The organism is Flavobacterium chryseum, from assembly GCF_004362015.1.
Taxonomy (GTDB): Bacteria; Bacteroidota; Bacteroidia; order Flavobacteriales; family Flavobacteriaceae; genus Flavobacterium.
In genome coordinates, this window is the sequence record NZ_SNWW01000009.1 from 68,183 (window position 1) to 82,875 (window position 14,693).

Below are 14,693 nucleotides of genomic sequence, written 5' to 3' on the forward strand. Positions count from 1 at the left end.
ATGAATACAGCACTTTGGGAAAAGGTTTTAAATTTTGAATTAGACAATCCGAATGATCAATACGGATTTTCGACAAGATTAGCATTTGAAAATAGTTGGACGTCATTTTTTACTAAAATGGCTATTCTCGAATACAAAAAATTCATGTATTTGGCAGCAACTTCAGATGAAATGGTTTCACCGTCAGAATCTGTTGATATTGTTTGGCATCAACATTTAATTTTTACCAATTCTTACTCTGATTTTTGCACTTTATTAGGTAAAAGAATAGAACATATTCCGTCGACACATAATAGATCTGACTTTGAGAAATTTCATAAAGCTAAAGAAAGAACCAAAGAACTTTATGAAATAAATTTTGGAAATCAGCCTGATGAAATTTGGAATTATACGAACGAATTAGACTCTCTTAATCTGACTGAAAGCACAACTAAAATTTCAACATTAAAGAAAATATTTTTAGTTTTATTTTTTCTTTCAATTTTTCCAATTTATTTCGTAATCAAACCCATATTAATAGAAATTGACAATCCGGACTTTTTAACTGGGTATTTCATTGTATTTGCTATTGTAATTGGTTTGGTAGAATTATATATCCGATTTAGTTTTCAAGCATTTTATTATAAAATCAAGTCGAATTCAATTTTATCAAATCTAAGTCCGTTTGAGTTGGTTTTCCTTGAGCAAGACAAAATGGAGTTTGTGGTTCATGGCGTTGTAAACAATCTTATAAGTAATAAAAAAATTAAGGTTGTTGGAAATAATAAATTAGAAATAATTGACGAAAATTACACTGAAAATCAATATGAAAACTGTGTTCTTGAAATGATGAAGGCCTATCAGCCTATGCCCTATTTTCAATTATACCACACAATAAGAAGAATTCCTGTATATGATCAGATACAAAAATCGGTAAACCGAATAAAGGAAACAATAAGCAATTCAAAACAATTTATATCAGTTATAATAGTCGTAATGGTTGTTTTAGGATTATTGTTAAGCGTAGGTTTTAGCAGGCTTATTTCGGGAATTACCAGAGACAAACCGGTTACTTTTTTAGTATTTGCTATGATATTTTTAATCGTAATCTGTGATTATTATTTCAATCGGGTAATAAAACACTTATTTCAAAAAACCATACCTCAATCTTTTAAAGAGCAAAAAAACAACACTGCAGTTGAAAAAGACTGGGAATTAAATTATTTTTTATTTGGAAATATGGTGTTGGTTAATTCTTTTATGCCGTTAATTGCCACAACAAATACAAGTAACTTTGGAAGTTCTAATGGCAGTTCAAACAGCAGCTGTGGCTCTGGTGGAAGTTCATGCGGAAGCTCTTGTGGCAGTTCTTGCGGGAGTTCCTGCGAGGTTGTGGTGGAGATTAAATAAAACAAGATCACTTTTTGCCAAATGACAAATCATCAAAAAATAACTTTACTTATCTTGCGGTATGAAACAATTTATAGACTATATACTGCAGTTTGGCAATTTAAACCAGCAGCAAATCGATTTGATTTCTAAGAAAGCAACTGTAATAGAAATTAAAAAAGACGAATATTTTTCTGAAGCCGGAAAAATAGCGCAACAAGTTGGTTTTGTTTTAGATGGCATTGTCCGGGTTTGTTATTACAGTAACAAAGGCGAAGAAATAACCAAATACTTTATTGACGAAAATAATCTGGTAGTCGATTTAGAAAGTTTTGACAATCAAATTGCTTCAACGGCTTACGTACAAGCTGTTGTGGATACTAAAATCCTGGTTTTTTCTAAAAAAGACTGGACAGAACTTTTTAATATCATCGTTGGATGGGAAGCTATTGTATATAAATTGGTTTCGCATGCATTACGCCAAAAAGTAGAGAGACGAAGCCCGTTGGTTACAGAAGATGCCAAAGATCGTTATTTAAAATTTCTCGAAATTTATCCTAATATCGTAAATCGTGTTCCGCTTTCGTTTGTGGCTTCTTATTTGGGTATTACACAATCTTCTTTAAGCAGAATCAGAAAAAACATTTAATAATTCGCTTTTTGCCAAATGACAAATGATTCTATTTTTAAAGTAAGGAACTTTGCTTCAATAATTTAAAACTATAAAAAATGAAATCAGTATTAATTACAGGAGCAAATAGAAGCATTGGTTTAGAAACAGCCAAACAACTTTCAGAAAAAGGATTATTTGTTTATTTAGGAAGCCGTAATCTCGAAAAAGGAAATGCCGTTGTAAAAGAGTTAAACGAAAATGGCTTCCAAAACATCAAAGCTATCGAAATTGATGTTACAAATGAAGCTTCAATTCTGGCCGCAAAAAACATTGTAGAAAGCGAACAGGGAAAATTAGATATTTTGATTAACAACGCCGGAATAAGTAAAGGATTTCCTGAAAGTGCTTTAACGACTTCTATAGAAGATATTCAGGAAGTATTTGATACCAATTATTTTGGTGTTATAAAAGTTACACAAACATTTTTAGAATTGCTTAAAAAGTCTGAAAGTCCACGAATAAGTAATATCACTTCAGGCCTGGCTTCTCAAACTTTGCACAGCGATCCTAACTGGAAATATTACAATGTTAAATTAGCGAGTTATTTACCATCAAAAACAGCCTTAAATGCTTTTACTATTCTTCTAGCATATGAACTTAAAGATTTGCCTTTCAAAGTAAACGCAATTGATCCGGGTTATACAGCAACAGACTTTAACCATCATAGTGGTCCCGGAACAGTAGAAAGTGCAGCATCATTTATCATTAAACATACTTTTACAGATGAAAATGCGCCAACCGGGAAATTCTTTAGTAATGATATTGAGGATGGAACTGAAGTGAGTCCTTGGTAAAATTAGAAAACCTAAAATTTAAAAACCTCTGAATCAGCTGATTTCAGAGGTTTTGTTTTGTGCCAATTAAAAGAGTTTATCAAAATGATCTGAAAAAGGTTTATAAAAAAGATTAAATTTGTAAAAGAAGCAATAAACTGGTATACTACAAATTTAGTTCTTCATACCAATGATATTGAGGAAAATAAAATTAAACTTTGGAAAGCTTAAAGAGATAAACACATGAAAAAAACTAAAATTACCTGCTTCTTCTTATTGTTTTCAATTTTTATTTTTGGACAAACTAAAAATATTGGGCAATTTGCAATATGGAAACCAAAAGAAGGACAAACCAAAAATTTTGAAAACGGTTACAAACAACATTTGAACTGGCATAAAACAAATGGCGATTCCTGGAGTTGGTATGGCTGGTTTATTATTTCCGGCGAGAGATATGGACAATTTGTTGATGCGACTTTTAATTTAAAATGGTCAGATTTTGACAAACCTGTTAATCCTTCTGATGATATGGCAGATAATAAAATTAATGTTTTTCCGTATGCAGATGTTCAAACTGTCTTTAAAGTCATGCATCTAAAGGAATTAAGTACGCAAGATCTTTATTCGAGTAAATTTAAATTAACTAAAATGCTCACAATTAAGTTCGCAAATAGCAGTAAAACAAAAATTGTATTTGAAGAGCTTCAAAATTTTTATAAATCTAAAAATATTAAAACCGTAAATACTTTCAAAATAGCAGATGGTGGAAATTTGAATGAATTTATTATCCTGTTAGGTTTTTCTAATTGGGAAGAATATGCTGCATCCGAAAATATAATGGATGAAATTTCTAAAATTGAATCAAAAATGAATGATAAAGTGATTTCTTCAGTTCAATCTGAAACAATGATTTACAGAGATGATTTAAGCTATTTCCCATAAATATAAACAGAAAGAAGTATTATAATTTTAATCTTCAATAATCTTTTTACGGTGTTCTTTTCCCCAATCTGTCAGGTTATTAATTATAGTCTGAAGGGTTTTTCCATGATCTGTCAGTGTATATTGCACAGTTATCGGCTGCGTTTCCAAAACCGATCTTTTAATCAGTTTATTTATTTCCAATTCCTTCAATTCCTTACTCAGCATTTTATTTGAAATGCCTACTACATCATTCAAAATATCAGAAAATCTTCTTTTATTATAATAACAAATCGAAGATATAATAGAAATTTTCCATTTGCCACTTAGCACGTCCATTGAGTCCTGGACTGCCATCATTTCCTTTTTATGTAGTTCTTTTTCAAGTGGTTTACATTCCATAATGTTACTTTGTTACTTCAAGGTTACTGTTACTTTTGGTTACAAAGTTACTAAAATAAATTAATCCGTTCTAAATTTGCATCATCAATATTATAAAAGACATATAAAATGAGCAAATTAAAAAACAAAGTAGCAATAGTTACTGGCGCATCAAAAGGAATTGGTGCTTCTATCGCTAAATATTTCGCTGCAGAAGGCGCAAAAGTAGTCGTAAATTATGCATCAAGTAAAGAGGATGCAGAAAATGTAGTAAAGTCCATAACAGCCAATGGCGGAACTGCAATTGCTGTTCAGGGTGATGTTTCTAAAGAATCGGATGTGACAAGATTGTTTGAAGAAACCAAAAAAGCTTTCGGTACATTGGATATTTTGGTTAACAATGCCGGAATTTATCAATATGCACCAATCGAAGAATTCTCTGCGGCTTCTTTTCATTCTCAATTCAACATTAATGTTTTAGGATCTTTATTGGCTATTCAGGAGTCTTTAAAATTATTTGGAGAGAAGGGTGGAAATATCATCAATATCAGTTCAGAAGCCGGTAAAACACCACTTCCAACCGGAGCTGTATATTCAGCAACCAAAGCGGCTCTGGATGCCATTACAATTGCTTTATCGAAAGAATTCAGCGGAAGAAATATTCGTATCAATTCAATTTTACCCGGAGTTGTAGAAACAGAAGGTTCTCGCAGTGCGGGATTTATTGGCAGCGATGCCGAAGCAAAATTTGTCGCTACTACGCCACTTGGCCGCACCGGACAGCCAGAAGATATTGCAAAAGTAGCAGTATTTCTAGCTTCTGATGATTCAGGTTGGATTACAGGTGAAAAAATTTCAGTTTCAGGAGGTATTTACGGATTATAATTTCCCTATTTAATAATTTAAGATTGAAAAAATGAGCAAATTAAAAAACAAAGTAACAGTTGTTACAGGTGGAAATAGCGGTATCGGTTTTGGTATAGCAGAAGCATTTAGAAACGAAGGCGCTGTTGGAACTGTTACAGGAAGAAATCAAATAAGGTTAAATACAGCTGTTGAAGCCTTGGGTACTGATTTTATTGGTATTACAGGTGATGTTACCAATGGAGACGATTTGGAAAACATCTTCAAAAAAACATTTGAGAAATTTGGAAAAATTGATGCATTGGTAGTAAATGCCGGCGGTGTTGTAGACGGCGTTGCAATGGGCAGTATAATCGATACTACAGAAGAAAGTTATGATAAGTATATGGATTTGAATCTTAAAAGTGCTTATTTCACGGTACAAAAATCGCTTCCGTATTTAAACGACGGAGCTTCTGTTATTCTTATTGGTTCGAGTGCTGCACATCGCGCTGCACCGGGAATGGCCATTTATTCAGCAGCAAAAGCGGCAATTATATCATTAGCAAAAGGTTTATCGCTGGATTTACTGTCCAGAAAAATAAGGGTTAATACACTTTCACCGGGTTCTATTGATACACCGGTTTTTGGAAAACTAGTGCCGCAGGAACAATTAGAGCAGGTAAAACAACTTTGGATCGATATTACACCGGTTGGCCGACAAGGACTTCCGTCTGATATTGGAAATGCGGCTGTGTTTTTAGCATCAGATGATTCTGCTTTTATAGTGGGTACAGAAATTTTATCAGATGGCGGTTTAACCAATATCAGCCTGATGAAATAATTTATTATTGTTTCTTTTAAAAACCAAAAACCTCCATCATCATTTGATTTTGGAGGTTTTTCCTTTTATTATCAAAGCTTAAGGTTTGATATTCAGTATTAAATATTTATAAATAAATCAATAACCATTATTAGGAGTTCTTTACATTTGTAATAGGACAACTAAAAAATTTATTATGGAAGATCAAAAAAGCTCAACTTCATCATCAGATCCAACTCCAAAAGTAACCGGAATTGGCGGTATTTTCTTTTTTTCAGACAATCCGAAAGAAACGAGAGAATGGTATGCTAAAAATTTAGGACTTGATACAAATGACTGGGGTTCAACTTTTGAATCCAGAAATGTTGCTAATCCAGAAGAAATAGAGTCGCTTCAATGGAGCCCTTTCAAAAAAGGAGACGAATATTTTTCTCCATCCAAAAAAGAATTCATGATTAATTACAGAGTTCAAAATATTGAAGGTCTTATCAAAAAACTAAAAGAAAACGGAGTAACTATACTTGATGATATTGCAACTTATGATTACGGTAAATTTGTTCATATTTTAGATGCAGATGGCAATAAGATTGAGCTCTGGGAGCCAGCTTAGTAAGTCATCTTGATGAAAGAAAAAAAATAGTGTATGTGTTATAAACTTATAATTTAGAAATATATAAGCATAAAAAAACTCCATTATTTCTAATGGAGTTTTTTTTGTGGAGTGTTAGGGATAGCAATCGAACACTTACTGCCAATTTTGACGTTTTTCGAAAATATAAAATAAAATATTTGGCAAAATTGATGTATGATAAAAGCATTTCTAAGCTTTGCCTTCAGCCAGACTTCCAACGCTGAAATGTTTCAGTTAAAATACAAATTCCAAAAGCCTATTATATGGCGCCCTTTGTCGCAAGTTCTTTTTTTAATGCATTTTTGGTAACTTTATCTATAAATTTTTGTGGTAAAATTGAAATCAAAAAAGTCTGTATTGCGTGTTGCCAATAAGGCATTATAGTTTGCTTACCACAACCTATTCTATTTAAAACACATTTTGCATAAGTTTCGGCACTTGGACGCATAAGGGAAACAGGCTTTCTATTACTTCCGGTATTTACGCTTCCTGTCACCAATGAAATTACTTCTATATTTTCAAGTTCACAAGCCAAAGAAATAGAGAAAGCATTATTATATGCTTTTGTTCCAGCATATATTGCTAAATAAGGCGGAGGTAAAAGCCCTGCATAAGAAGACATATTGAGTATTAAAGCGGGCCTTTTGAAAAAGGGTATTAAATCATGTGTTAGTTGCGAAGGAAATGTAGTATTCAGCATAATTGTTTTGTCAATTTCCTCATTACTCATTTCGGTTAGTTCAGAAATGGGACCAACACCAACATTGTTTACTAAAATGTTTATCGGTAAATTGGCAATAGATGATATATCCATTTTACTGCTTTCGCTTCCATCATGTAACAAATGTATAACCTTACAAGTTGTATTTTTTGTCATAATCTCGTTTTCTACCGATTTTAACTTTTCTACGTTTCTTCCATGAATAATGACATTAAATCCATTATTAGCAAGTTCTAATGCAATTGCTTTGCCAATCCCGTCAGTTGCTCCTGTTATCAAAGCATAGGCATCTTCTGTTTTGTATTTAAGTAGTTGTGAGGAACGTAAATATGGTATTATGAATTTAAAAAGTTGAAAAAGCAATACCGTTAATGTGAGAATTCCAATGCTCCAAATAAGTTGATTTATCATAGTTGTAATTTTGTTACAAAGCTATTTCAATACTCTTTTAATAACAATACAAATACAATGGTAATGATTGGACTATTTGCGGGAACTTACCCTAAATTGCAGTGGAGTCATCTTTTCTAAATTAGAAAAATAACGATTAAAATATGCGTGGTCATCATAACCAAGTTGATAGGCGATTTCCTTTACTGTAGTATCAGTGGCATAAAGTAATCGTTTAGCTTCAGTTAGTATCATTTGTTGTATCCAATAGCTAACAGTTAAACCGGTAATTAATTTAACAGCCTCATTCAGGTAAGCCGAAGAGATGTGTAATTCATTTGCATAGTTTACCGCACTTTTATGAGTTCTGAAATGCTGTAATAACAAACTTTTAAATTGTTTTGTAATGATATGCTTTCGGGAAATAATAGTTTGACTAACTTTTATTTGCTCATAAGCATTTGCAAATAGACAGACACAAGTATTTGTAAGCGAATAAATTACTTCTGAACTTGTATTTATTTTTTGAGAAGCTTCTACCAATTCTATGCAAGAATTAAAAAAATGGCTGGTAGTTGGATTTAAGTTTATAGACTGGTAATCAAAGTAATTTTCTTCGAAGATACTTCTGTTTTCTTTGCTTATCAGTTCTGAATCAACAGCCAATAAACACGCTTCTGTACCGGAATCTACAAAAATAACGTAATGTACTTGTCCCGGTAAAATACAGATTATGCAGTTTTCTGTTAAGATAATTTCTTTAAAATCAATCACAAGTTTGCTATATCCATTTTTTTGAAGAATGAACAAGAAATGGTCATCCCTCCGATGTGGTGTTTTTTGATATAAAGCGTTATTATCCTCCGCAGCGACAAAATGAAAAACACTTATTTCCTGATTTGTAAACTCATTTAAAGAAATTGTTGGAATATTTTTTTTCATCATATGCTTTGTCAGGGTTGCCGCTAACTTATGTATATCCTAAACTTTGCAATGCATATATCTATAACAAAGTGTATCTACGCTATCATGTGTCTGTTAAGTTTCACAATATTACTTAAAAAATAGATATAGCGATTATGAAATTTTATAAATTACAATTTACTTCTTCGAAAAGGGGAAAACAGAAAAGTGTAGGTTTATGGAAAAAGGTTATAAAAAAAATAACTCCATTATTTCTAATGGAGTTATTTTGTGGGCGATGAGGGGTTCGAACCCCCGACCCCCTCGGTGTAAACGAGGTGCTCTGAACCAGCTGAGCTAATCGCCCTTTCTTAAAGGTGTGCAAATATACAGCTAGAATTTGTATTTGCAAGTGTTTTTCGTAAAAAAATCAAATATTTTATTGCAATTTTATTTATCAATCTATTTTTCAGCTTTTTAAAATGAAAATAAAAATTATGTTTTTCTTAGCATTACGTTAAAAAACAAAATCTACAAGTCTAATTAATAATATTCTTTTGTATTCACTTGCTATAATCATACATTTGCATACCTTAATCGTATATTCAAATGGCAAGATACCAAGAAAATGATTTACCGAAAGCTAAATTAGACTCTAATTCACTTCAAAAAGCACTCCGAATTTTTAAATATGGTAAAAATCATAAATGGAAATTTTTTCTGGGCTTAATTTTTTTACTTTTAACCAGTGCCACTGCCCTCGCCTTTCCTAAATTAATGGGAATGCTTGTAGATTGTGTAACCAATAAAAACTTAAACAGGGCTAACGAAATAGCCGTTGCACTTATAGTAATACTAATGCTGCAGGCTGTTTTCTCTTTTTTCAGAATTTCTCTTTTTGTAAATTTTACTGAAAACTCGTTATCAAATATTCGTTTTGCATTGTATGAAAATTTGGTAAAACTTCCAATGTCTTTTTACTCTCAAAAACGTGTAGGAGAACTTAATAGCCGAATCAGTGCTGATATTTCACAATTGCAAGACACATTTACAACGACAATTGCAGAGTTTTTGCGTCAATTTATTTTAATTATTGGTGGTTTTGTTATTTTAGGAAACATTAGCCCAAAATTAACTTTAATGATGCTGGCAATTGTGCCAATCGTGGCCGTTGCAGCCGTAATTTTCGGAAGATTTATTCGTAAATACGGAAAAAAAACACAAGATAAAGTAGCCGAAAGCCAGGTAATTGTTGAAGAAACTTTACAGGGAATTAGTAATGTAAAAGCATTTGCTAACGAATGGTACGAAATTCAGCGTTATAAAAACAAGATTAAAGAAATTGTAAAAATCGCTATAAAAGGCGGTCAGTACAGAGGTTATTTTGCTTCGTTTATAATTCTATGTCTTTTTGGATGTGTTGTTGCCGTAGTTTGGTACGGAATAACGTTAACCATTAAAGGTGAAGTTCAAGGTGTTGGGGATTTAATTTCCTTTGTTCTTTATACAACATTTATTGGTGCTTCTTTTGGAGGAATTGCTGAAATGTATGCCCAAATTCAAAAAGCGGTTGGAGCAACAGAACGTGTTTTTGAATTGTTAGAAGAAGTTCCGGAAGACATCAAAGCAAACCAAAAAACATCAGCTGTAGAAAAAATTAAAGGAATTGTAGCGTTCAATAATGTAGCTTTTAGTTACCCTTCCCGTAAGGAAGTTCAGGTTCTTAAAGATGTTAATTTCAAAGCCGATTTTGGTCAAAAAATTGCTATTGTTGGCCCGAGTGGCGCAGGAAAATCTACTATTTCTTCGTTATTATTACGTTTTTACGATATTACTTCGGGAGAAATCCTGGTTGATGGAAAAAACATCTATGATTACGACTTAGAAAATCTTCGTGGCAATATGAGTATTGTTCCTCAAGATGTTATTTTATTTGGAGGAACTATTAGAGAAAATATCGCATACGGAAAGCCAGACGCAACAAATGAAGAAATTATGCTGGCTGCTAAACAAGCAAACGCATTGAATTTTGTGGAAGGTTTTCCTGAAAAATTCGAAACTTTAGTGGGAGAACGCGGCGTGAAATTATCAGGTGGTCAGCGTCAGCGTATTGCTATTGCAAGAGCATTACTTAAAAATCCAAGTATTTTAATTTTGGATGAAGCAACATCATCATTAGATAGTGAAAGCGAAAAACTAGTTCAGGAAGCTTTAGAGGTATTAATGGAAGGAAGAACAAGCATTATCATTGCGCATCGCCTTTCAACCATTAGAAACGCAGATAAAATCCTAGTTCTAGATAACGGAAGAATTACTGAAGAAGGAACACATCAGGAATTAATAAACCTTGAAAACGGAATTTATAAAAACCTAAGCAACTTACAATTTAGTAATTCTTAAGGATCGAAATTTCAATTTTAAAAATACAAATTCCCAAAAAAAAAGTCCATTTGCAACGCAAATGGACTTTTTTGTAAAATCTAAAATCTAAATCAAGACTATTTTTCTTTTCTTCTTTTACGTTCTGCTTTTATCATAGACAATTCGCGGCTTGTTTGTCCGGCTACAGATGTATTTTCTTCAGCACGACGAATTAAGTATGGCATAACATCTCTAACAGGACCAAAAGGTAAATATTTAGCAACATTATAACCGTTTTCAGCCAGGTTATAACTAATATTATCACTCATTCCGTATAATTGTCCGAACCAAATTTTATTATCGTTGGTTGCAATTCCTTTTTCCTGCATCATTTTCATCAATTTGTATGAACTCAATTCGTTATGAGTTCCTGCAAAAATTGACATAATATCTAAGTGCTCTAACATATAATGTACTGCAGCATCATAATTAACATCAGTTGCTTCTTTAGAAACACAAATTGGCGAAACATAATTTTTCTCTTCCGCTCTTTTGTTTTCTTTTTCCATGTAAGCGCCACGAACCAATTTCATTCCAATAAAGAAACCTTCATTTTTAGCAGTCTCATGCAATTTTTTCAAATAATCCAAACGATCCCAACGGTACATTTGCAATGTATTAAAAACAATTGCTTTTTCTTTATTGTATTTACGCATCATTTCAGTAACTAAATCATCAGCAGCATCCTGCATCCAGCTTTCTTCACCATCAATTAATAATGCAACATCTTTTTTGTGAGCTTCGCTGCAAATTTTATCAAAACGGGCTACAACTCTATTCCATTCTTCCTGCTCTGCCGGAGATAATGTCTGTTTTTCTCCCAGCTTTTCATATAATTCAAAACGTCCTAAACCAGTTGGTTTAAAAACCGCAAAAGGAATTGCTAAACGTTCTTTAGCAAATTCTACTGTTTTTAATGTCATTTCTAAAGCTGCATCAAATTGAGCCTCTTCTTCTTTTCCTTCAACTGAATAATCCAATACAGATGAAACGCCTTTAGTAAACATTTTATCTACAACTGTAATACAATCGTTTTCGTTGACACCACCACAAAAGTGATCAAATACTGTAGCACGAATAAGCCCTTCTACCGGAAGGTGTGCTTTGATGGCAAAATTAGTAACAGCAGTTCCAATACGAACTAAAGGTTCACTGTCAATCATTTTAAAAAGAAAATAAGCTCTATCAAGTTCAGTATCGCTTTTTAATGAGAATGCAACTTGAGTGTTATCGAATATTTTTTCCATTAAGTTTAGTTTTTGTGCAAAGATATAGACTGTTTTGAATATTATTTACTTAAACGCATCATAATTTTTTATATCTTTAATCTCTTCAAAAATTTTTTATATTTAAAAAGTAGGATTTTACTTTAAATTTTGTGTATTTTTGCAAAAAATAAGATCTCATGCATAATACGATTGAAAATATAATTAATGAAACGAAAGGAAAACAATCCATTCCAAACTTTGTTGTATTATCCTTTATAGTCTCACTTTTAGTAATTGACTTTTTTCCTTATTTTAAAAGTCTTGAAATTATCAATCCACAATTTTTATATTTATCAATAATAAATTTAATTGTAGGTATTTATTTTTATTTTAATTCAGATCGTATTTCTTTTGATGTTTTTCCTTTGTTTAAACTAAATTATGTCTTTAGAATCTATCTTTTATTTTTATTCTTCTGTGGAATTTCTTTTTTTTCTGCTAAAAACACATCACTTGTAGTAACTAAACTTACCGAAATAACAATTGTATTTTGCTTATTTATAAATCTTTCCATTTTACTTAAAGACAAGATTAACGAGCTTTATAAAATTATTTTTTTAGTTTCTGTTGCTGCTTTTTTACAATCATGGCAACAGCTTTGTCATTTTGTAATTATACCAAGATTTGCTTCGATTACAGATCTTTTAACCAATATGAAAGGTAATACTGGTAACATAAATATTCTTGCAGCCAGTCTTACAATCAAAGTTCCTTTTTTATTAATTGGTATTACTCACTTTACGAGTTATAAAAAATGGTTTTTGGTTGTTGTCTTATTCTCAGTGACTTCAGTAATCTTTTTAACAGGGGCAAGAACGCCATTAATTAATTTATTTTTAATATTTTCTGTCTACATTATTTATTTAGTACAAGATAATTCATTTAAAAAAGCTACTCTTACTAAAAGTTTATATCTAATTATTCCTGCTCTAACTGCAATTTTATTTTCAAATTCAATTTTTGAAAAGTCAAAAGACAAAAACAGATACGTTTCACTAGAAAATAAAATTGGACGTATTAATGCAGAAGATGGATCATCAAAACTCCGATTAGCTTATTGGGGTAATGCAATAGAATTGAGCAAGAAAAATCCTGTTTTAGGTATAGGTTTAGGCAATTATCAGGTAGAATCTATTCCTTATGAAAAGGAAGCTGCTGATGATTTCGTTGTTTCACTTCATACACATAATGATTTTTTAGAAATTGCTGCAGAAACCGGCATATTAAATGGGTTGATTTATCTTTCTTTATTTGTTTTTGTAGTAATTATTAATGTGAGAAACTTAGTAAAATCTATTGATAGAAATAAAAGAATACTGTCGTTACTAATATTAATGATGGTTATTGTATACGGGATCGATTCATCTCTTAACTTCCCGATGTATAGACCCACTATGCAGATTTTCTTTGCTTTAATCCTTGCTTTTACGGTTGTTAATAATTCAATTTTAAATTCTCAGCCTGCGCAAAATAATGCTCGGAAAATTAAAATCGTCAGTGTCGTATTAATTGTCATTGCATCATTGACAAGTTATTCTGGTTATATAATTTATAAAGCTTCAAATCTTGAATATTTATTGTCAACTGATAACATTAATATGAATTTGAAAGGAACTCTTACCGGCGATGAAGTGGTGGCTCGAATTCCTAAATACCCAAATACCCTTAGTACTTCTGAGTCATTTTATGAGTATGCCGCAATTTATTACATACGTGAGAAAAACTATGAAAAAGCTTTTAAGTGTTTCTCGAAAGCTTCAAAAGTAAATCCGTATTCAGGAAGAATCGATTTTTATAAGCAGCTAATAGCCTCTAAGAGGGGAAATATTGATAGCGCCTATATCTATGCCAAAAGAGCATTTTATCTTCGTCCGAGAAATTACGATTTATATAAATCAGCATCTTATTATGCCATGCAAAAAAAGGATACGCTGGAATTACTGAAGCAACATAAGATTTTTTCTCAATTTAGAAATGTTCCTGAGGCTTGGTCTGCTGTGGCTGCTACACTAGAAAGCAACGGCGCTGATCAAAAAAGAATAATTAATTTTCTAAATGAAGGATTAAAAAAAATGCCAAATGACAGCATTTTAACAAAACGAAAAAACACAATTTTAATTACAAATTATATTGTTGAAGGTCAAAATTTTGAGTCACAGGCAAAATCTGAAAAGGCGATTGAATCTTATATGAAAGCTTTAAAATTGGATTCAAAGAATGTGTATGTCCTGCAAAATGTTGGTTTCTATTATTTAAAAAAAGGTCAAAATAAAGAAGCAATAAGTTACCTTTTAGAAGCATTAAAATATCCGGGTTTATATGACGGAAAAACTGAATTCTTTTTAGGAATTTGCTACTTAAAGGTAAATGACAAAGCAAATGCCTGTAAATATTTTAATATAGCTAAAACCAAGAATTTTTCAAACGCAAATGGAATGATAATGCAAAGCTGTAAGTAAAAGATGGAAAGCCTTACATATTAATTGAAATGACACAAAATTATTTTTTTTAGACATTATTTTTCTGCAAATAATAGACAAAATTTGAGCGTTATTTAGCTAAAAATCCCTTATTTTG

Annotated in this window: 13 protein-coding genes and 1 tRNA gene; 9 read left to right on the forward strand and 5 right to left on the reverse strand. The window is 31.7% G+C overall.

Annotated elements, in window-relative coordinates; translation table 11 throughout:
- The 4 genes from EV143_RS17010 to EV143_RS17025 all read left to right on the forward strand — a co-directional run bounded on the left by EV143_RS17010 (position 1) and on the right by EV143_RS17025 (position 3,756).
- Positions 1-1,389 (forward strand): glycine-rich domain-containing protein, encoded by a 1,389-nt coding sequence (locus EV143_RS17010; RefSeq protein ID WP_133509143.1) that lies wholly within the window; start codon positions 1-3, stop codon positions 1,387-1,389.
- Between the two features lie 61 nt (positions 1,390-1,450).
- Positions 1,451-2,017, forward strand: coding sequence for a Crp/Fnr family transcriptional regulator (locus EV143_RS17015; RefSeq protein WP_133509144.1), 567 nt, complete (start codon positions 1,451-1,453; stop codon positions 2,015-2,017).
- Between the two features lie 80 nt (positions 2,018-2,097).
- Positions 2,098-2,835 (forward strand): SDR family NAD(P)-dependent oxidoreductase, encoded by a 738-nt coding sequence (locus EV143_RS17020; RefSeq protein ID WP_133509145.1) that lies wholly within the window; start codon positions 2,098-2,100, stop codon positions 2,833-2,835.
- A gap of 222 nt (positions 2,836-3,057) precedes the next feature.
- Positions 3,058-3,756, forward strand: a complete 699-nt coding sequence (locus EV143_RS17025; RefSeq protein ID WP_133509146.1) for a hypothetical protein — start codon at positions 3,058-3,060, stop codon at positions 3,754-3,756.
- A gap of 27 nt (positions 3,757-3,783) precedes the next feature.
- Here EV143_RS17025 and EV143_RS17030 read toward each other — a convergent pair whose 3' ends face one another.
- Positions 3,784-4,137, reverse strand: a complete 354-nt coding sequence (locus EV143_RS17030) for a winged helix-turn-helix transcriptional regulator (RefSeq protein WP_133509147.1) — start codon at positions 4,135-4,137, stop codon at positions 3,784-3,786.
- Between the two features lie 108 nt (positions 4,138-4,245).
- On the opposite strand from EV143_RS17030, the gene EV143_RS17035 reads away from it, so the two are divergent.
- The 3 genes from EV143_RS17035 (at position 4,246) to EV143_RS17045 (ending at position 6,392) form a co-directional block, all read left to right on the forward strand.
- The gene (locus tag EV143_RS17035) at positions 4,246-5,001 is read left to right on the forward strand and encodes an SDR family NAD(P)-dependent oxidoreductase (protein WP_133509148.1); all 756 of its coding nucleotides are present in this window, start codon (positions 4,246-4,248) and stop codon (positions 4,999-5,001) included.
- Between the two features lie 31 nt (positions 5,002-5,032).
- A complete protein-coding gene (locus tag EV143_RS17040; protein ID WP_133509149.1) occupies positions 5,033-5,803 on the forward strand; it encodes an SDR family oxidoreductase in 771 nt (256 codons plus the stop codon).
- Positions 5,804-5,978: 175 nt separating this feature from the next.
- Positions 5,979-6,392, forward strand: a complete 414-nt coding sequence (locus tag EV143_RS17045; protein WP_133509150.1) for a VOC family protein — start codon at positions 5,979-5,981, stop codon at positions 6,390-6,392.
- A gap of 280 nt (positions 6,393-6,672) precedes the next feature.
- Here EV143_RS17045 and EV143_RS17050 read toward each other — a convergent pair whose 3' ends face one another.
- The 3 genes from EV143_RS17050 to EV143_RS17060 form a co-directional block, all read right to left on the reverse strand.
- Entirely contained in the window at positions 6,673-7,545 is an 873-nt protein-coding gene (locus EV143_RS17050; RefSeq protein ID WP_133509151.1) for an SDR family NAD(P)-dependent oxidoreductase, read from the reverse strand.
- 72 nt (positions 7,546-7,617) lie between these two features.
- Positions 7,618-8,466, reverse strand: a complete 849-nt coding sequence (locus tag EV143_RS17055; protein ID WP_166638176.1) for an AraC family transcriptional regulator — start codon at positions 8,464-8,466, stop codon at positions 7,618-7,620.
- A gap of 253 nt (positions 8,467-8,719) precedes the next feature.
- Positions 8,720-8,794, reverse strand: a tRNA-Val gene (locus EV143_RS17060).
- A 242-nt stretch (positions 8,795-9,036) separates the two neighbouring features.
- Between EV143_RS17060 and EV143_RS17065 the strand changes: the two genes are divergently transcribed.
- The gene (locus EV143_RS17065) at positions 9,037-10,827 is read left to right on the forward strand and encodes an ABC transporter ATP-binding protein (protein ID WP_133509153.1); all 1,791 of its coding nucleotides are present in this window, start codon (positions 9,037-9,039) and stop codon (positions 10,825-10,827) included.
- Positions 10,828-10,925: 98 nt separating this feature from the next.
- On the opposite strand, the gene EV143_RS17070 is transcribed toward EV143_RS17065, so the two are convergent.
- Positions 10,926-12,095: a proline dehydrogenase family protein gene (locus EV143_RS17070; RefSeq protein WP_133509154.1), complete on the reverse strand. Its 1,170-nt coding sequence runs from the start codon at positions 12,093-12,095 to the stop codon at positions 10,926-10,928.
- A gap of 386 nt (positions 12,096-12,481) precedes the next feature.
- Between EV143_RS17070 and EV143_RS17075 the strand changes: the two genes are divergently transcribed.
- Positions 12,482-14,575 carry an O-antigen ligase family protein gene (locus EV143_RS17075; RefSeq protein ID WP_166638177.1) on the forward strand — a complete coding sequence of 698 codons (2,094 nt, stop codon included), beginning with the start codon at positions 12,482-12,484 and terminating at the stop codon, positions 14,573-14,575.
- Positions 14,576-14,693 lie beyond the last annotated feature (118 nt).